Origin of the sequence: Candidatus Rickettsia kedanie, from assembly GCF_045865205.1 — a bacterium.
Taxonomy (GTDB): Bacteria; Pseudomonadota; Alphaproteobacteria; order Rickettsiales; family Rickettsiaceae; genus Rickettsia; species Rickettsia australis.
On sequence record NZ_BAABMM010000004.1, the window covers coordinates 12,690 to 29,323 of the forward strand.

The following is a 16,634-nucleotide window of genomic DNA, read 5'->3' on the forward strand; positions in this document are numbered from 1 at the left end:
TTTGTAAGAATTAAGGTTAAAGAATGTTAAAAAGTAATAATGCTAGTGAAACAGCTACTCGCAAGGTAGGAGATAAAACTGCTAAAAAAGTATTTTTTAGAAGACGTAAAGGATGCCCCCTTTCTGTGCCTAATGCACCTGTTATTGATTATAAAAATCCTGAGCTTTTAATAAAATTTGTCTCTGAAGGTGGTAGAATGCTACCAAGCAGGATCACAAATGTTTGTGCAAAGAAACAAAGAAAGCTAAATAATGCTATTAAAATTGCAAGAATTTTAGCGTTATTACCTTTTGTATTTCAAGCTAAATAAAGGCATAATACATGGAAATTATATTAATAAAACCCGTAAGAAAATTAGGTAGAATTGGTGACATGCTCAAGGTAGCAGACGGATTTGGTCGTAATTATCTTTTACCGCAAAAATTAGCTATTAGAGCTACTGAGCCTAATAAAGAGCTAATAGTGAAACAAAAACACGAATTTGAAGCAAAAGATAAGCAAATAAGAGAAGAAGTAGAAAAAATTAATGCTCTTATTAAAGATCAAGAATTAGTTTTCATCCGTCAAACATCAGATGACGGTAAACTTTTTGGTTCGGTTACTAATAAGGAAATAGCCGATAAATTATCTAAAAATGTATCTTATAATATCTCTCATTCAAATATTATTCTTGATAAACAAATTAAATCTACTGGAATTTATACAGTTGCAATAAGACTCCATGCAGAGCTTAATGCTATAGTTACGGTTATTGTTGCAAGATCAGAATCAGAAGCACAAGATTATTTACGCGAACAAAAGACTGAAACTTCAGAAGATTTAGCTGAGTCAGCATAAATTTTTTTCTATCGTTATTGCGAACGAAGTGAGTGCGGCAATTTAGTTAAAAATTCTGCTTTACAGAATTTTTTTAATTATTCTCTGGATTGCCACGTCGCTTCGTTCCTCTCAATGACGGTTTGGTATCCATACAACAATGTCCCACCTATGCGGGAAAATATAATTCGTACACTACCGAATTAACTACGATATCCTTAAAATTTGTAACAATACTAATATTTTTCAACCATGCTATATGAAAAATTTGAGTATAATATCAATAATCTAATAGGTAATTTTGGTTTATCTAAAATAGCGGTTGCAGTCTCCGGTGGGAGCGATTCGGTAGCACTTCTTTATCTTGCTAATATTTGGGCAGAAAAAAATAATATAGAATTATCTGTTATATCGGTTGATCATAACTTACGGGAACAGTCGAAGCAAGAGACCTATTATATCCAAAATATCAGTAATAGTCTAAATCGCAAGCATTATAGTTTATCTTTTGATCATCAAAATAATTTTGCCAATTTACAAGAAAGAGCAAGAGAAGGACGTTATGATTTGATGACAAATCTATGTCTAGAATTCGATATATTAGTACTTTTAACTGCTCACCATGAAGATGATTACGTAGAAAATTTTTGTTTAAGATTAGAACGTAATAGCGGTATATTTGGACTTAGTAGCAGTAATATTAATTGGTATAATAATATACAAATCATTAGACCGCTATATAATATTCCAAAAAGTGAATTAGTAGAGTATTTAGTCAGTCATAATATAAAGTGGTTTGAAGATGAGTCAAATTCATCTGATAAATATAGACGAAATATTATTAGGCAAAAATTAGCTAAAGGCGCAGGCTATATTAAAGCCGAGATAATCTTACAACAGCTTAAAATTAATGATTTACTGGATAATAAATTTAAACAGGAGTTAATATCAGCAATAGCCGAAGCAGTCAAAATTTTTGAATATGGCTTTGCTTTTCTTGATTTAGTTAAATTTGATAAGTTTTCAAATGAGGTGAAAGTACAAATAATTAATTTTTTACTGATAATAATTAGCGGACAATTTAGAGCAGCTCGTTTTTACTCGGTAGAACCTATTTTGAAATTAATTACTCAAGACGTAAACTTTAAGAATACACTTCATGGCTGTGTAATTAAGCGTATACAAAACGAGTTGCTTATATACAGGGAATTCGGCAAAAAATTACCTGAGAGTAAAATATTACTAGATAAATCCATTATTTGGGATAATAGATTTTGTATCATGAAAAATCAAGAAACTCCTGATTGTGTTATAACTTATTTATCATTAGAAGATTATAAAACGATAAAGAAACAATTAGATTTAGAACCTTTGAAAAATCTATCCTGCAAAAACCACAATGCAATTTTATTTACCTTGCCTATAATTAAAATACTTGAAAAAGTTATAGCAATACCACATATATCATATTATGATAACGACATGTGGAACTTTGAAGTATCGTTTGCTCCAAATTTTGTATCTCGTTTCACCCATTTTTGCTAACACCGGTATTAAATTATAGTACCGATAAGAGTTTTTATTAGGTTTTATATCGATGAATAATCAAGGTAGAAGTATTATAGCTTGGGCAGCACTTTTTGTTTTTGTAATATTACTTTTTAATGTTTTCCAATCTGACGGTTTACTTGGCGGAAGAAATAATATAACTTTCTCGGATTTTTTAACACGAGTTGATGAAAAGACCGTTAATTCGGTAAAAATTCAAGGTAGAGTAATTGCAGGCACTTCAAATGACGGATCTACTTTTAACACTTATGCTCCTGATTATCCTGATTTAGTAAATCGTCTTACTAGTAATGACGTTAATATTGAAGTGGTGCCGCTTGAAACAAGAATGAATACCTTTTTAGGCTTTTTAATTTCTTGGTTTCCTATGCTTTTATTGATAGGTGGTTGGTTTTTTTTCATGCGTCAAATGCACGGCGGTGGAAAAGCCATGGGGTTTGGAAAATCTAAAGCTAGGTTGCTATCAGATAAAGGACCAAAAATGACCTTTAAAGATGTGGCAGGTATCGCTGAAGCAAAAGAAGAATTAACTGAAATAGTAGATTTTTTAAGAGATCCAAGCAAGTTCCAAAAGCTTGGCGGTAAAATACCGAAAGGCTGCTTACTGATAGGGCCTCCTGGAACAGGAAAGACCCTTCTTGCTAAAGCAATTGCAGGTGAGGCTAATGTTCCATTTTTTAGTATATCCGGCTCTGATTTTGTTGAAATGTTTGTGGGTGTTGGTGCAAGACGTGTGCGCGACATGTTTGAACAGGGTAAACGTAATGCTCCTTGTATTATCTTTATCGATGAGATTGATGCCGTAGGTCGCCATAGAGGTATAGGTATGGGCGGCGGCAATGATGAGCGTGAGCAAACCTTAAACCAAATGTTAGTCGAAATGGACGGATTTGAAGCAAATGAGGGAGTTGTGATCATTGCAGCTACAAACCGTCCTGATGTTCTTGATCGTGCATTACTACGTCCCGGTAGGTTTGATCGTCAAATTGCCGTTGCAAACCCTGATATAAACGGTCGTGAGCAAATTCTAAAAGTACATTTAAAGAAAATTAAATATAATAGTACGGTATTAGCACGAATTATTGCTCGTGGAACTCCGGGTTTTTCCGGTGCTGAACTTGCTAATTTAGTTAATGAAGCTGCTCTTATTGCTGCAAGGCTTGGTAAAAAAGAAGTAGACATGCACGACATGGAAGAGGCAAAAGATAAGGTGCTGATGGGGGTTGCACGTCGTTCTATTGCAATGTCGGAAAAAGAAAAAAAATTGACTGCATATCATGAAGGAGGACATGCATTAGTCGGGCTTTATTGTCCTGCAGCATCGCCTATTCATAAGGCTACGATTATACCGCGCGGTAATGCTCTCGGGATGGTACAAAGACTTCCTGAAACTGATGAATATTCTCAGAATCGTGAACAGATGGAATCATCTATAGCAGTTTATATGGCAGGAAGAGTAGCAGAGGAAATTATTTTCGGTAGAAATAAAGTTACCTCAGGAGCTTCATCGGATATAAAAGGTGCAACTAATATTGCAAGAGCGATGGTTACAAAAGCAGGTTTAAGTGATTTAATAGGACCGATATTCCATGGTTCAAGCGGTGATGATATGTATGGTAGACAACTTAATAATGCAACCTCGGAAGCTACTGCAGAGTTAATTGATGCTGAAGTTAAAAGAATTATTACGCAAGGATATGAATTTGCGAAAGATATTTTGACAAAACATATAGATCAACTGCATACCTTAGCTAATGCTTTAATTGAATATGAGACATTGTCCGGTCAGCAAATTAAAAACTTACTTAGCGGTAGAGCTTTAGATTCAGAAGAGGAGAATAAATTTCCTTTTAATGATTCATCTACTATAAAAATAGATAAGGAAAAATCACCTGAAAAAGTAAAAACAAGTAAGGCTAAAAAAGAGAGTACTAATATATAGTTTAATTTGTTAAATAACTTACTTTATGTATAAGTTTATAGATTTATTTTGCGGTATCGGTGGTTTTAGAAAAGCCTTGGAAACAAAAGGGCTTGAATGTGTTTTTTCTTCTGATATAGACAAAGATGTACAAGAAGCATATAAAAGAAATTTTGGTGATAAGCCATACGGTGATATTACGGAAATATCAGAAAATAAAATCCCTAAACATGATATTTTATATGATATTTTATATGATATTTTATGTGCCGATTTTTCCTTGCCAATCTTTTTAGCATTTTAGGTAAGAGGCTTGGTATAGGAGATAATAATGGTAGACTCTTTTATGAAATAATCAGGATAGCACAATATCACAAACCCTATATATTATTACTTGATAATATTAAAAATATTCTGACTATTAATAATGGTAGTGTAATTGAAATATAGACCAAAAATGAGATGTATAAAGTATATAGCAATGTGTTAAATGCTTCATTATTTGGGGTACCGCAAGCAAGATAAAGAGTTTATTTTGTTTGTTTACTAAAAGACTTTAGCAGTGAATATACACTCAAATATGTAAAACCGAAAAAGTCTTATGAAAGGATTTTGCTGCATGATATTTTAGCAAAGGATGTTGATAAAAGGTTATATATTAATAGAGATGATGTTATTTTAGATAAAACGCCAATTGAAAAGCAATTAAAGCCAATTAGGATTGGTCAAGTTAATAAAAGCGATCACGGTGAAAGGATTTACAGCTCTTTCGGTCATTCAATAACTTTATCAGCTTTTGGTGGCGTTGTTGGTGCTAGAACCGGTCTTTATGATATCAATGATAAGATAAGAAGACTATCAATCAATGAATGTAAATATTTAATGGGTTTTCCCCAAGATCATTATGTTGCAGATGGATTAAAGGGCTATAGGCAATTAGGTAATTCAGTAATTCCACAAATAATAGCAAATATATATGACTCAATACGAGCAGTTTAATGGATAATGGAAACGCATATATAGGTAAAATTTTAAAATAGAAGGCAATTTTTCACATGCTATTAATACAGGAATATATCAGCAAGCATCACATATAATCAGCTTACGAGAGCATCTATAAATAATTTTTGCAAAACATTTAACTTAAATTGCTTAGATTACCTACAGAACTTGATCATTAACAAATCAAGAAATGTTAAATCAAATTTTATTCCACTTGAAGAGCAAGAAAGGGTGTTTTTAATTTTTCAGCCTACCTATTGTAAAAGCAATGGTTAAATGGTCATTCTCAAATGAAACTGCAAGAGAGTTATTAGTTTTATATAAAAGAGAAGCAAATTAATGCGTATAGTATATATGTAATGAAAGATATTCTAAAAGCTCTAAATTATGATATTATTTTTACAAATAAGGGTAATATTATAATAGGTAATTATATTGTAATTCAACGAAAAGGAGGTCATGGCTCTTTAAGTAAAACAATCCCTAAAGATTCAATTAGACATCCTGGTAATAACAATCAAAGATTTTGTTAATGGGATGAAAGATTGTGAATTAGCTAATTATTTTGTATAGTCCTAAAAATAAATTTTAAGAGAGTACTTAAATGGCAGAGTTAAGATTACCGCCAAATTCAGTAGTAAAAAAAGGCAAAGAGCATAAAGAACAAGAGGAAATGCTTAAACCTAGAAAGGTAAAAATTTATAGGTATGACCCTGATCTTGATGAGAATCCTACTATCGATAGTTTTGAGATAGATTTAAGCAAAACCGGACCGATGGTTTTAGATGCTTTAATTAAAATCAAAAATGAAATCGATTCTACTTTAGCTTTTAGGCGTTCTTGTCGGGAAGGAATTTGCGGTAGCTGTTCCATGAACATTGATGGCACAAATACTTTAGCATGTATAAAACCAATAGAAGATATATCAGGCGATATTAAAATCTATCCGCTTCCTCATATGAAAGTAGTGAAAGATTTAGTACCCGATATGTCGCATTTTTACGCACAATACGAATCTATAGAACCTTGGCTTAAAACCGATAGCCCTACCCCTTCAAATTCTGAAAGGTTACAGTCGATTAAAGACCGAGAAAAGCTTGACGGTTTATATGAGTGCATATTATGTGCTTGCTGTTCTACTGCCTGTCCTAGCTATTGGTGGAACAGTGATAAATATTTGGGTCCTGCGATTTTACTACAAGCATATAGATGGATTGCCGATTCAAGGGATGATAATACCGGTGAACGTCTTGAAGCTTTAGAAGACCCATTTAAGCTTTACCGTTGTCATACGATTATGAATTGTACTAAGACCTGCCCGAAAGGCTTAAATCCTGCTAAAGCTATCGGTAAAATAAAAAGTTTAATTGCAGAACGCCACGGCGTATGATGCTTAATAATTATTTTTAAAAATGATAAAATAATGAAAAAAATAATTATTTTCTGTTGGCTATTCTTAGTACGATATCTTGTGCTTTTACTGTTGATTGTAATAATGCCATGACACAAGGTGACATGAATTATTGTGCCGGCGAAGAATATAAGAAAGTTGATAAGAAACTAAATCAAATATATCAAGAAATATTAAAGCATCTTTCAGATGAACAAGAAAAAGTTAATTTACTTAAAAAATCCCAAAATTTATGGATTAAATACCGAGATGCTGATTGTGAATTTTGGAGTTCTGGGGTTTATGGTGGTTCCTATCCAATGATACTGGTTATGTGTCTTACACCGAAGAGCGTATAAAAGAATTTGAATCTATGCTGAAATGTGAAGAAGGAGCCTTAAGTTATCCATTTATAATCAAGACGCAGAACTTAGGTTCTATGAAAGAGCCAAAATAGATTAATTCATAATTTGTAATACTTTAAATAATGTTCCCATTTGTTTCGGGGATATTAGCCTCTCTACCTGTTTTTCTATTATTCCTACTTGCTTAGACACTTTTTCAAATTCTACTTCTAGAGGTAATTTGGAAAGATATCTATTGTTAAGCTTGTCTTGCAATGTTTGCTTGCGTAATAAGATGCCGTTTTCTATTAAAAAATCTCGTTGCGCTATTGTATCTATTACGTTTATTTTACTATTTTTAGCTACTGTTTTTAATGTATAAAAATCCACATGTGCCGATAAATCAGCTTCTCCAAGATTTTCAAGGATGGGGCAATATTGATGGTTTTTGACTGTTTGTAATGTTGGATTATATTGATATCTAGTTCTATCATTCGGAGCTATATCATAGCCATAATCTATTATTAAGCAACTACCGCTCAGTGTTTTTAGATGCTGTGCTATAAATTTTATAATTTCTATAGATTTATAAGATTCTTCAAGTACTGCTCCGTCTTTTGCTTCAATATGAGTGCTTAGTAAATATTCTTGTAATGGCTTATTAATGCTTATTTTATCGTATTTAATTCTGCCGTCTATCGGTTGCACTACAAATATTCTTTCATACCATAATTCCTTGACTTTAATATATTGCTTTATCGTCATAGCATCAAAGAATTCATTAGCTATTATTATAGTAGGTTTTTTGGGTATATCTTCTACAAATGATCGATGGCTAATCGGTAAATTAATATCTTGTAAATTAGCCTTCTGATGAGCAATAAAATTTTGATTAATTTCTATTAGTTCAATTGATAAAGCTTTGTAAAATTCCGGTACTAATTTTGCAGTGCGTAGTAAATCACGCATTAATAGACCCCGACCAGGACCAAGCTCTACTAAACTAAGACTTTTTGGGCAACCGATTCTTTGCCACTCTTTGATACACCATAAGCCGATAATTTCACCGAATAGCTGAGAAATTTCAGGAGCTGTAACAAAGTCCCCTTTGCTAGCCAATGATTTTACTTGCTTATAATAGGAAGTAGGATTTAAGTTTAATACCTCCTGCATGAGGACATCGCAAGTAATATAACCGTTTTGTTCAATGAATTGTCTTATTTTGGATTCGATTGACATATTAAATAACTTCCTAAAAGTAACATAGGTACAGATAAAATTTGTCCCATAGTTAAGTTATCTAAAATAAACCCGATTTGTATATCTGGTTCTCTAAATATTTCAATAGCGATTCGGAAAAGAGCGTAAAAGGTACAAAATAGTCCTGAGTTTAAACCGCAGTTTTTAAGAGTTTTATGCTTAAATGTTGCATACGCTAAGATACAAAATAATACTAAACCTTCAAAAAAAGCTTCATATAACTGACTAGGATGTCTTGGCATCAAATCACTATTCGGGAAAATCATACCAAAAGAAGAATTTGTAATACGTCCGTATAGTTCGCCGTTAATAAAATTAGCGGTTCTACCTAAAAATAATCCGATAGGTACTACAGCGACTATGATATCCATGAGACTTAAAAAATTAACTTTATATTTTCGACAAAACAAATAAGCAGCAATAATCACCCCTAAAGCTCCGCCATGGAAAGACATTCCGCCTTCATAAGTTTTTAAGATATCTATTGGATGTAAAAAATATCTAGAAGGGTTATATAATAAAACAAATCCTAGTCTGCCTCCGACTATTATGCCTATAACGGCATAAGTAATGAAATCTTCTAGATTTTTTTTGGTAATTTGAGGCTTAAATTTTTCTATCATTTTGTTTGCATAGAACCAGCCTAGCAAAATTCCTACTACATATGAAAGAGAATACCAAGAGATAGCAAGTGGGCCTAGAGAGAAAATAATTGGATTGATATTAGGAAATGTCATAGATAAATAAGTTATTTAATTCATTCAACGTCTGAGTTACGGAAAATTATGTAAGTAATTGATTAAGCAATCGAGTTTTTTATTATTTTTATGGATTGTTACAGCCACTTCGTGGCTTCGCAACGACAGTATCTATATTTGTTTAGCAATACCAAATTCTTTTGAGTTAAAATTATTGATAAAAATAACATGCTTAGTAATAATAAAAAAGATTTATATTTATAATAATAATGTAAAATATGCAATATTTAATGGATCTATATCATACCGCAAGTACTGAGTTAGTATTATTGTTTGTTATGTTAGTATCGCTTATACCGGTGATATTTCTAATTAAAAGATTAATTTTTATTCCTGTAAAAAATTATTTAACTAGACATCATGATTATGAGTATGAAAGGATACTAAAAAAATATCCTATATTTCGTTATTTATTACATACTTTATTAGCACTTTACTGTGTAGGTTGGGGAAATATTTTCCATCCTACTTCTTTTAAAGCACATGTATTACTTGGAATCAAAGATACTATAGTAATCTTATATACTAGTGTATCCGTGACGATGTTATTATTAACGCTTATAGATGCTTTTGCAGATCTGTATCACAATAGGATCAAAGCTGTTGCAAAAAATGCACCGCTTAGCTTATATTTTCAAATATTAAAAATTCTTGTTATAGTTGTTGCAGCAATGGTAACTATTTCATATATGTTAAATATTTCGCTTAGTACATTCTTAACAAGTTTAGGTGCAGCCGCAGCTTTTTTAACATTTGTTTTCAAAGATACCATTTTAGGATTACTTGCAAGTTTGCAACTAACTACTCAAGAAATTATTAATATTGGAGACTGGATACGTATAGGAGAAATTGAGGGAACAGTTACAAAAATTACTATTTCCGTAGTAACAATTAGGAATTTTGACCAATCTATTTCTACAGTTCCTACTTACAGCATTTTAAATTCTAATGTAACTAATTATAGAGGCATTAGTGAATCAGGAGCAAGAAGGGTAAAGAGAGTATTTAATATTAATATGGCAACTATTAATTTCTGTGATGCTACTATTTTAAAAGAACTAAAAAAATCTCCTTATATATCAAAGGATGTAATAGATAAAATCACTCTTGATAAAGAAAAGAAAGATTTAACCAACATTAAGCTATTCAAATTATATATTCAGGAATATCTAAAAAATAATCCGGCAGTTTATACTGAAGGATTTACTTTTTTAGTAAGACAACTTGAACCTACAATTAACGGGTTGCCTATAGAAATATATATCTTCATTAAAGAAGTGAATTTAGTAGGTTATGAAAATATACAAGACAATATTTCTGAACATTTAATTTCTATACTTCCTGAATTTAAATTAAAAATATTTCAGAATGTAGGAGTGGTATAATATATCTGCAGTTAAATTTGTATCCAAGATGGAAGCCGCCCTTCATCTGGTATATATACTACTTGATTATTTTCTCCAAATGCTTTAAAACTTAAAGCTTTAAAAATATGAAAATTTAAGACCTAGGAATGAATAATAATATAATTAATTTAATATCCGCTATTGTACTGTCTTTAAGTATAATTTTCGGTTGGCAGTATTTTGTCGTAAAACCTACACAAAAAAAACAGCAACAGCAAATAGCAGTGCAGAAAGCAGAAAATTTAAAGAAACAACAGTTAAAAGCTTTAGTAGAACCTGCAACTGATATTGTTGTTCAAGAAGAAAGTCAAGTACAGCGTATTAAAATAGAATCTGAATCACTCACCGGTTCTATTTCACTAAAAGGACTTAGATTTGATGATTTAATATTAAAAAAATATAAGCAAGATTTATCTAAAAATAGCTCTGATGTGGTATTATTTTCACCTACTAATACAGAGCATTCTTATTTTGCCGAAATTGGCTTAGTTAGTAATTTATCTAGTGTAAAACTTCCTAATAACGATACCATATGGAGTAGTGACGGTGAAATATTAAGTCCTGAAAAACCCGTTAATTTATTTTGGGTTAATGAAGACGGAGTTAAGTTTTTAGTTAATATTACCGTCGATAAAAACTATTTATTTACTATAGAACAAACCATAGTTAATAATAGCGATAAAGAGCTTCCAGTTCAATCATACGGCTTAATAAATCGTAAATATACTGCCGTAGAAAAAGCCGTAAATATACTACATCAAGGACCTATCGGTTGTATAGACGAGAATCTTAAAGAATATTCGTATGATGATATTAAAGATAAGAAAAGCGAAAAATTTGCAGCAAGTAAAGTTGACTGGATAGGAATTACCGATAAATATTGGCTATCTGCTTTAATTCCCGACAAATCAAGTAATTATAGCTCAAATTTTCATTACGCTGCTAAACAAGGTACTGAAAAATATCAGGTAGATTTTATTTCACCGGTACAAATAATAAAGCCCGGTGAAAATTTGTCCATTAAAAGCAGAATTTTTGCCGGAGCAAAAAAAGTAGACTTACTTGATCAATATGAAAAACAATATGATATTAAATTATTTGATAGAGCTATTGATTTCGGTTGGTTTTATATCATTACTAAGCCGGTCTTCTACGCCATGAATTTTTTCTATGGCTATGTCGGTAATTTCGGTGTTAGTATATTAATTGTTACGGTTATAATTAAGCTCTTAATGTTTACTTTAACCAATAAGTCTTATCGTTCGATGAAAAAAATGAAAAATTTACAACCGGAAATCGATAGGATAAAAAATTTATACCGTGATGATAAAGCACGTTTAAATCAAGAAATTATGGCTTTATATAAAAAAGAAAAAGTAAATCCGGTAGCGGGTTGTTTGCCTATACTTGTTCAAATTCCGGTATTTTTTTCTCTCTATAAAGTATTATATGTAACTATTGAAATGCGACAAGCACCGTTCTACGGTTGGATTAAAGATTTATCCGCACCTGACCCTACTACTATTTTTAATTTATTCGGCTTATTACCGTTTTCACCGCCGTCATTTTTAATGATTGGAACATGCCCTATTTTAATGGCTATTACTATGTTCTTACAGCAAAAAATGAGTCCTGAACCTGCGGATCCGATGCAAGCTCAAGTAATGAAATTTATACCGCTAATTTTTTTATTTATGTTTAGTAGTTTTCCTGTGGGACTTTTAATATACTGGTCTTGGAATAATATTCTATCCATAATTCAACAATATTATATTAATAAATTTAATTAATTAATGAAAATAGATAAAAATTTACCTAATTATTTAACTATTGCTCGAATGATGGTAATTCCGGTTATTATACTGGCATTTTATATAAATAATTCACTTGCACGTAAACTTGGAGCATTATTATTTGTTTTAGCTAGTATTACGGATTTTTTTGACGGTTATATTGCAAGAAAATATAATTTAGTTACGAGCTTTGGCAAGATGTTTGATCCTATAGCAGATAAGCTACTAGTGGGTTGCGTTATTATAATGCTACTAAAAAAAGATAACGTAGATGAGATACCTTGTCTATTAATTTTAGCACGAGAATTTTTAGTTAGCGGTCTTCGGGAATTTTTAGCTTTAGTCAAGGTTAGTGTGCCTGTATCGAGACTCGCTAAGGTAAAAACGTTTTTACAAATGTTTGCTTTATCGATATTGATACTAGGCTCCAAAGGTTCAGGAATTATTTATTTAGATATAGTAGGAGAAATAATTTTATGGATTGCCGCTTTTTTAACAATCATTACAGGTTATTCTTATTTTAAAGCATGTAAGAAATATTTTTAAATAGGAGAATTTTATGATATATGTAAAATATATAATTTTAGGGTTTATTATGCTGTCTAGTGTACATCTTTACGCTGCTAACAATGATATAATTGCCAATAAGAAAGTTGTAAAGGTAGAAGTAAGTAATGAACATTTAAAAACATTAAATGAAGTTTCGACTCTTTTAATTAGTTGTGTGGATTTTAGATTAATAGATGAAACAGATAAATTAATGACGCAATTAGGGTTAGAAGATAATTTTGATAAAGTCTCACTGCCCGGTGCATCGCTCGCCCTCGTTAACGACAAATATACTTATTGGGGCAAAACAATAGAAGATACTATCGAGATTTTACAAGAATTACATAACATCAAACAAATTGTTTTTCTTGATCATAGAGAATGTGGAGCTTACAAAATACTTATAGGTCAGGAACAGCTAAATACCAAGGAAAAAGAAACGGCAGCCCATGCAGAAATTTTAAACAAAGCACGTGATATAATAAAAGAAAAATTCCCCCAATTAAAAGTTTATACTTTTTTAATGGGTCTTGATGGTGTAGTAGAGCAGATTTATGAAATACCTAGCTAAAAGCGGCGTTGTTGTATGGCTTTTATGTCATTCCTGCGAAAGCAGGAATCTAGGCTTCACCACCGTCACCCTGTGGCTTGACCTATAGTACCGGACAGTTTTTAAAAAACTCTCGATGATCATCCCCGCGAAAGCTGGGATCCAGGCTAAAAAATCTTAATTTTAAAGATTTTTTTATATCATTTTTTTCAAGGTAAAACTTTAAAAAAGCGTTAAAGTACTAGATTCCCGCTTTTGTGGGAATGACATAGGAACAGGTTTTATCTACCTATACCATACATCTACAAGTTCACAAAAATAACAGATTTTATTTTGTATCGTTATCCTTATTGTCATTAGAATCAGCAGTATTATTTTTTGGGTCGTTTTCTGCCGGTAGTTTAGAAATAGATAGTTTTTGTTTATATTTTTGTTGCTCTGCTAAAAAATTTTGAGCCTCTTTGGAAAGGCTGTTATATAGTTCACGTTTCTTCTTATTAATAGCAACTATTTCTACTCTATATTTTTGTATTTCCTCCCGTACTTCTGGTTTTATAGTACCGGCATAAGCAGAAAAATCATCTATAATTTTTTGTGTTGTAGCGTCGTTGGTTTTTGTTGCATCTGTTTTTGAGACGTCAGAAGTTGTACTATTGGCACAGCAGCTTGTACTAAGTAAAATAGCTATTCCAAATATTATTTTTTTTATCATATAAACCTTAAGCCTTATTCTTAATAAGTGGTATTGTTGTGTGGATACCTATGTCATTCCCGCAAGGCATTGTTGCATAGACTGGTAAACCTACTGTGTCACCCCGTGGATTGCTAACGAGGTCCATAAAAACAATAAAAAATACTAATAATTTTAGTATTTTTAACTGGATCCCGTGGTCAAGCCACGGGATGACGGAGGTAAAACTGACCCACGCAACAACCCCTTTCTGCTTTCGCGGGAATGACATAAGAACCACGACTATGCTTGTACGCAATGATGACTACGGCATCTACGCAAAAACTGCTTAATAAGTAGACCATTTTTAAGTCTAATAGTCAATGAAAATATATAATAGAAATTATTTGTATTTTATTGTTTGGTGAGTATAAATATACTAATAGTTGAGAATAAATATAAAGTTATGAAAAATATATAATATTATAATAATAATGCTCAAGAGTTTTACGATAGAACGATTAATGCGAATTTATCCGGTAATTATAAAGCATTTACTAGCTATTTACCTAAAAAGGCCCATATTTTAGATGCCGGTTGCGGAGTCGGTCGTGATACAAAGTATTTTTTAGGTCAAGGTTATCAAGTGACCGCTTTTAATGGTTCAAGTGAAATGGTTAAATTAGCCACGAAAGAAACCGGAATAGATGTACTGCACTGAACTTTTTAGGATATCGATTTTAAGGAGTCGTTTGATAGGGTTTGGGCTCAAGCAACTCTCTTTCATAGATCTTATAATGAAACAATCAATGTTTATAAAAAAATTTACGCTGCATTAAAGTCGTAAGGGATTTTTATGCTGCTTACGGGTACGGTTCTGATATTATGCAAACTGATGGTCGTGATTTTTATAATATGAATAAAGATACAATAAAACCTTATTTTAACGGGCTTTTTGAGGTAGTTAAAATATGGACGGAAAAGAGTAAAAGATTCTCTCAAAGTAAAGAAGCATTATGGCCAAATTTTATTGTTAAAAAAAGTAAAACAATATGATTAGTTTACTTATTTATGATTTTAATAATCAGTTTTAAAATATATGCAAAGGAACATACAGGCTTAACGTATAGTCGTTATAAAAAAGATAAGCATATTATCCATGTATTAACTATTGATCCTAAGAATTTTGAGTTAAAACTAGTGAAAGCTCATAATCAGGTTATAGGCAGAGAAACAGTAGACGCGATAGCACGCCGCACTAATGCAGTTGCTGCTATTAATGCTGGATTCTTTGAGATTGCAGGTAGCGATGACGGTAGACCTAGCCTTACCTTAATGGTTGACGGCAAGCTATTTAGTCTTAGAAAACAACTACAAAGCTTGCTAATTATAGATCAGGACAATATTCAAATTACCAAGGCTAGTGCAAAAATTTCTGTAGATATAGGCGATACATCGATTATTCCAAATCAAGTTAATTATTTTTCAAATCCAAAAGATATTACCTTCTATAATGATGTGTAGGCATCTACTACATTAACGCCGTATACTAATAAGGAAATCTTGCTTGATCAGAATTTGATTATTATGGATCTAAGCAATCATGGTGATAATCAAATTCCGCAAAAAGGTTTTGTATTATCTTTCCCAAAAGAAGTAAGCTTGCCGACAGTAAATATAAATGATTCTGTAAAGCTGAATTTAGAATTTATTGATAAGACGGTAAGTCTATAAATTTAAGCAAAACTGCTTCAGTAACAGGCATTCCTGTATTAGTTCAAAACGGTAAAAATATTGTAGATAAAATCTAAAGCAAAATGATTCGGCTCATGCACGTACTGCTTTGGGAGTGCGTAATGATGGCACTATAGTTATAGCCGAGCATATTTATAAGCAACATGTAAAAGACCTTAAGTTTGTACACGCTAGATCAATTCTACCAAAAGAAAAAGGAGTAACTTTTTAGAAATTAACGTTACCCGAAGCTTTAAAGATGCTAGAAAAACACCTTGTAAATGATACTGTGATAGGATTAACTAAAACAGAGCTTGTAGAGTATATGTTAAGCCTTAGATGCGAAACGGCAATTAACCTAGATGGTAGCGGTGCTGCTACATTATTCATGGACAGAAAAATTATAAATAATGTTACAGGAAATGAGGATGAAGCTTTAGGTGAACATACAATACGTCCCGTATCTGATGCAATAGTTATTATACCAAATTAATATAGACTAAATTTATGCTGCCTTAGCATGGAATGATATAATTCTTGCTAGGCATTGCCCACGTGGATCAAGTCCACCCTCTGTCATCCCGTGGCTTGACCACGGGATCTAGTTAAAAATATTAGTATTTATTATTATTTTTATGGACCACGTGGTCAAGCTAACTAGGTGACACAGTGGGTTTTACCGGTCCACGCAACAATACTTGCCTGTGAAGGCAAGGAATCCGGTAACTAAAAAATACAAATATATTTAATGTCCCTATCGGGGATGAGAAATCCCTTCGCCTAAAGGCGAAGGGAAGATATAATGAAGTTACCTTGGCAACTAATTTATAAAGAGATATGAGGAGTTATAGAAAAAGTAGCCATAGCCAGT

20 protein-coding genes and 2 pseudogenes are annotated in these 16,634 nt (G+C 31.9%); 18 read left to right on the forward strand and 4 right to left on the reverse strand.

Annotation, left to right across the window (positions count from 1 at the left end; all coding sequences use genetic code 11):
• Positions 1–23: 23 nt before the first annotated feature.
• The 9 genes and pseudogenes from rpsR (at position 24) to ACKTSD_RS00370 (ending at position 7,058) form a co-directional block, all read left to right on the forward strand.
• Positions 24–311: a 30S ribosomal protein S18 gene (gene rpsR, locus ACKTSD_RS00330; RefSeq protein WP_010420625.1), complete on the forward strand. Its 288-nt coding sequence runs from the start codon at positions 24–26 to the stop codon at positions 309–311.
• Positions 312–322: 11 nt separating this feature from the next.
• Positions 323–838, forward strand: a complete 516-nt coding sequence (rplI, locus tag ACKTSD_RS00335; RefSeq protein ID WP_412707478.1) for a 50S ribosomal protein L9 — start codon at positions 323–325, stop codon at positions 836–838.
• Positions 839–1,069: 231 nt separating this feature from the next.
• Complete coding sequence (tilS, locus tag ACKTSD_RS00340; RefSeq protein ID WP_412707479.1) at positions 1,070–2,362, forward strand: tRNA lysidine(34) synthetase TilS; 1,293 nt, start codon at positions 1,070–1,072, stop codon at positions 2,360–2,362.
• Between the two features lie 52 nt (positions 2,363–2,414).
• Positions 2,415–4,328, forward strand: a complete 1,914-nt coding sequence (gene ftsH, locus ACKTSD_RS00345) for an ATP-dependent zinc metalloprotease FtsH (RefSeq protein ID WP_412707480.1) — start codon at positions 2,415–2,417, stop codon at positions 4,326–4,328.
• Between the two features lie 76 nt (positions 4,329–4,404).
• Positions 4,405–4,634, forward strand: a pseudogene (locus ACKTSD_RS00350) (DNA cytosine methyltransferase); the annotation flags it as partial.
• A 24-nt stretch (positions 4,635–4,658) separates the two neighbouring features.
• Positions 4,659–5,306: pseudogene (locus ACKTSD_RS00355) on the forward strand (DNA cytosine methyltransferase).
• Between the two features lie 362 nt (positions 5,307–5,668).
• Positions 5,669–5,842: a hypothetical protein gene (locus ACKTSD_RS00360; protein WP_412707482.1), complete on the forward strand. Its 174-nt coding sequence runs from the start codon at positions 5,669–5,671 to the stop codon at positions 5,840–5,842.
• A 71-nt stretch (positions 5,843–5,913) separates the two neighbouring features.
• The gene (locus ACKTSD_RS00365; RefSeq protein WP_412707483.1) at positions 5,914–6,699 is read left to right on the forward strand and encodes a succinate dehydrogenase iron-sulfur subunit; all 786 of its coding nucleotides are present in this window, start codon (positions 5,914–5,916) and stop codon (positions 6,697–6,699) included.
• A 56-nt stretch (positions 6,700–6,755) separates the two neighbouring features.
• Positions 6,756–7,058 carry a lysozyme inhibitor LprI family protein gene (locus tag ACKTSD_RS00370; protein WP_412707484.1) on the forward strand — a complete coding sequence of 101 codons (303 nt, stop codon included), beginning with the start codon at positions 6,756–6,758 and terminating at the stop codon, positions 7,056–7,058.
• A gap of 99 nt (positions 7,059–7,157) precedes the next feature.
• Here ACKTSD_RS00370 and ACKTSD_RS00375 read toward each other — a convergent pair whose 3' ends face one another.
• Together ACKTSD_RS00375 and lgt are read right to left on the reverse strand one after the other, a co-directional pair.
• Positions 7,158–8,282, reverse strand: coding sequence for a class I SAM-dependent methyltransferase (locus ACKTSD_RS00375; protein ID WP_412707485.1), 1,125 nt, complete (start codon positions 8,280–8,282; stop codon positions 7,158–7,160).
• On the reverse strand, positions 8,261–9,040 hold the full coding sequence (gene lgt / locus ACKTSD_RS00380; RefSeq protein WP_412707486.1) for a prolipoprotein diacylglyceryl transferase: 780 nt from the start codon (positions 9,038–9,040) through the stop codon (positions 8,261–8,263). The genes ACKTSD_RS00375 and lgt overlap by 22 nt, the downstream gene beginning before the upstream one ends.
• 239 nt (positions 9,041–9,279) lie before the next feature.
• Between lgt and ACKTSD_RS00385 the strand changes: the two genes are divergently transcribed.
• The 4 genes from ACKTSD_RS00385 to ACKTSD_RS00400 all read left to right on the forward strand — a co-directional run bounded on the left by ACKTSD_RS00385 (position 9,280) and on the right by ACKTSD_RS00400 (position 13,380).
• On the forward strand, positions 9,280–10,446 hold the full coding sequence (locus tag ACKTSD_RS00385; RefSeq protein ID WP_412707487.1) for a mechanosensitive ion channel family protein: 1,167 nt from the start codon (positions 9,280–9,282) through the stop codon (positions 10,444–10,446).
• Between the two features lie 128 nt (positions 10,447–10,574).
• On the forward strand, positions 10,575–12,257 hold the full coding sequence (gene yidC, locus ACKTSD_RS00390) for a membrane protein insertase YidC (protein WP_412707488.1): 1,683 nt from the start codon (positions 10,575–10,577) through the stop codon (positions 12,255–12,257).
• 3 nt (positions 12,258–12,260) lie between these two features.
• Positions 12,261–12,806 (forward strand): CDP-diacylglycerol--glycerol-3-phosphate 3-phosphatidyltransferase, encoded by a 546-nt coding sequence (pgsA, locus tag ACKTSD_RS00395; protein WP_412707489.1) that lies wholly within the window; start codon positions 12,261–12,263, stop codon positions 12,804–12,806.
• A 13-nt stretch (positions 12,807–12,819) separates the two neighbouring features.
• Complete coding sequence (locus tag ACKTSD_RS00400; RefSeq protein ID WP_412707490.1) at positions 12,820–13,380, forward strand: carbonic anhydrase; 561 nt, start codon at positions 12,820–12,822, stop codon at positions 13,378–13,380.
• A gap of 307 nt (positions 13,381–13,687) precedes the next feature.
• Here the strand turns inward: ACKTSD_RS00400 and ACKTSD_RS00405 are convergent, their stop codons facing one another.
• Positions 13,688–14,071 (reverse strand): hypothetical protein, encoded by a 384-nt coding sequence (locus ACKTSD_RS00405; protein ID WP_412707491.1) that lies wholly within the window; start codon positions 14,069–14,071, stop codon positions 13,688–13,690.
• A 7-nt stretch (positions 14,072–14,078) separates the two neighbouring features.
• Positions 14,079–14,321, reverse strand: a complete 243-nt coding sequence (locus ACKTSD_RS00410; protein ID WP_412707492.1) for a hypothetical protein — start codon at positions 14,319–14,321, stop codon at positions 14,079–14,081.
• A gap of 291 nt (positions 14,322–14,612) precedes the next feature.
• On the opposite strand from ACKTSD_RS00410, the gene ACKTSD_RS00415 reads away from it, so the two are divergent.
• The 5 genes from ACKTSD_RS00415 to ACKTSD_RS00435 all read left to right on the forward strand — a co-directional run bounded on the left by ACKTSD_RS00415 (position 14,613) and on the right by ACKTSD_RS00435 (position 16,256).
• Positions 14,613–14,750: a methyltransferase domain-containing protein gene (locus ACKTSD_RS00415; protein WP_412707499.1), complete on the forward strand. Its 138-nt coding sequence runs from the start codon at positions 14,613–14,615 to the stop codon at positions 14,748–14,750.
• Positions 14,751–14,914: 164 nt separating this feature from the next.
• Positions 14,915–15,085, forward strand: a complete 171-nt coding sequence (locus tag ACKTSD_RS00420) for a tellurite resistance-like protein (RefSeq protein WP_412707493.1) — start codon at positions 14,915–14,917, stop codon at positions 15,083–15,085.
• Positions 15,086–15,100: 15 nt separating this feature from the next.
• Entirely contained in the window at positions 15,101–15,553 is a 453-nt protein-coding gene (locus ACKTSD_RS00425; RefSeq protein ID WP_412707494.1) for a hypothetical protein, read from the forward strand.
• A gap of 39 nt (positions 15,554–15,592) precedes the next feature.
• Complete coding sequence (locus tag ACKTSD_RS00430) at positions 15,593–15,763, forward strand: hypothetical protein (RefSeq protein WP_412707495.1); 171 nt, start codon at positions 15,593–15,595, stop codon at positions 15,761–15,763.
• 259 nt (positions 15,764–16,022) lie between these two features.
• Positions 16,023–16,256, forward strand: coding sequence for a phosphodiester glycosidase family protein (locus ACKTSD_RS00435; RefSeq protein ID WP_412707496.1), 234 nt, complete (start codon positions 16,023–16,025; stop codon positions 16,254–16,256).
• Positions 16,257–16,634: the final 378 nt, after the last annotated feature.

What these genes read in the sequence shown, in the direction of transcription:
- rpsR (WP_010420625.1), top strand. Translation starts at nt 24, where the DNA reads ATGTTAAAAAGTAATAATGCTAGTGAAACAGCTACTCGCAAGGTAGGA.
- rplI (WP_412707478.1), top strand. Translation starts at nt 323, where the DNA reads ATGGAAATTATATTAATAAAACCCGTAAGAAAATTAGGTAGAATTGGT.
- tilS (WP_412707479.1), top strand. Translation starts at nt 1,070, where the DNA reads ATGCTATATGAAAAATTTGAGTATAATATCAATAATCTAATAGGTAAT.
- ftsH (WP_412707480.1), top strand. Translation starts at nt 2,415, where the DNA reads ATGAATAATCAAGGTAGAAGTATTATAGCTTGGGCAGCACTTTTTGTT.
- ACKTSD_RS00360 (WP_412707482.1), top strand. Translation starts at nt 5,669, where the DNA reads ATGAAAGATATTCTAAAAGCTCTAAATTATGATATTATTTTTACAAAT.
- ACKTSD_RS00365 (WP_412707483.1), top strand. Translation starts at nt 5,914, where the DNA reads ATGGCAGAGTTAAGATTACCGCCAAATTCAGTAGTAAAAAAAGGCAAA.
- ACKTSD_RS00375 (WP_412707485.1), bottom strand. Translation starts at nt 8,282, where the DNA reads ATGTCAATCGAATCCAAAATAAGACAATTCATTGAACAAAACGGTTAT.
- lgt (WP_412707486.1), bottom strand. Translation starts at nt 9,040, where the DNA reads ATGACATTTCCTAATATCAATCCAATTATTTTCTCTCTAGGCCCACTT.
- ACKTSD_RS00385 (WP_412707487.1), top strand. Translation starts at nt 9,280, where the DNA reads ATGCAATATTTAATGGATCTATATCATACCGCAAGTACTGAGTTAGTA.
- yidC (WP_412707488.1), top strand. Translation starts at nt 10,575, where the DNA reads ATGAATAATAATATAATTAATTTAATATCCGCTATTGTACTGTCTTTA.
- pgsA (WP_412707489.1), top strand. Translation starts at nt 12,261, where the DNA reads ATGAAAATAGATAAAAATTTACCTAATTATTTAACTATTGCTCGAATG.
- ACKTSD_RS00400 (WP_412707490.1), top strand. Translation starts at nt 12,820, where the DNA reads ATGATATATGTAAAATATATAATTTTAGGGTTTATTATGCTGTCTAGT.
- ACKTSD_RS00405 (WP_412707491.1), bottom strand. Translation starts at nt 14,071, where the DNA reads ATGATAAAAAAAATAATATTTGGAATAGCTATTTTACTTAGTACAAGC.
- ACKTSD_RS00410 (WP_412707492.1), bottom strand. Translation starts at nt 14,321, where the DNA reads ATGTCATTCCCGCGAAAGCAGAAAGGGGTTGTTGCGTGGGTCAGTTTT.
- ACKTSD_RS00420 (WP_412707493.1), top strand. Translation starts at nt 14,915, where the DNA reads ATGCAAACTGATGGTCGTGATTTTTATAATATGAATAAAGATACAATA.
- ACKTSD_RS00425 (WP_412707494.1), top strand. Translation starts at nt 15,101, where the DNA reads ATGATTTTAATAATCAGTTTTAAAATATATGCAAAGGAACATACAGGC.
- ACKTSD_RS00435 (WP_412707496.1), top strand. Translation starts at nt 16,023, where the DNA reads ATGCTAGAAAAACACCTTGTAAATGATACTGTGATAGGATTAACTAAA.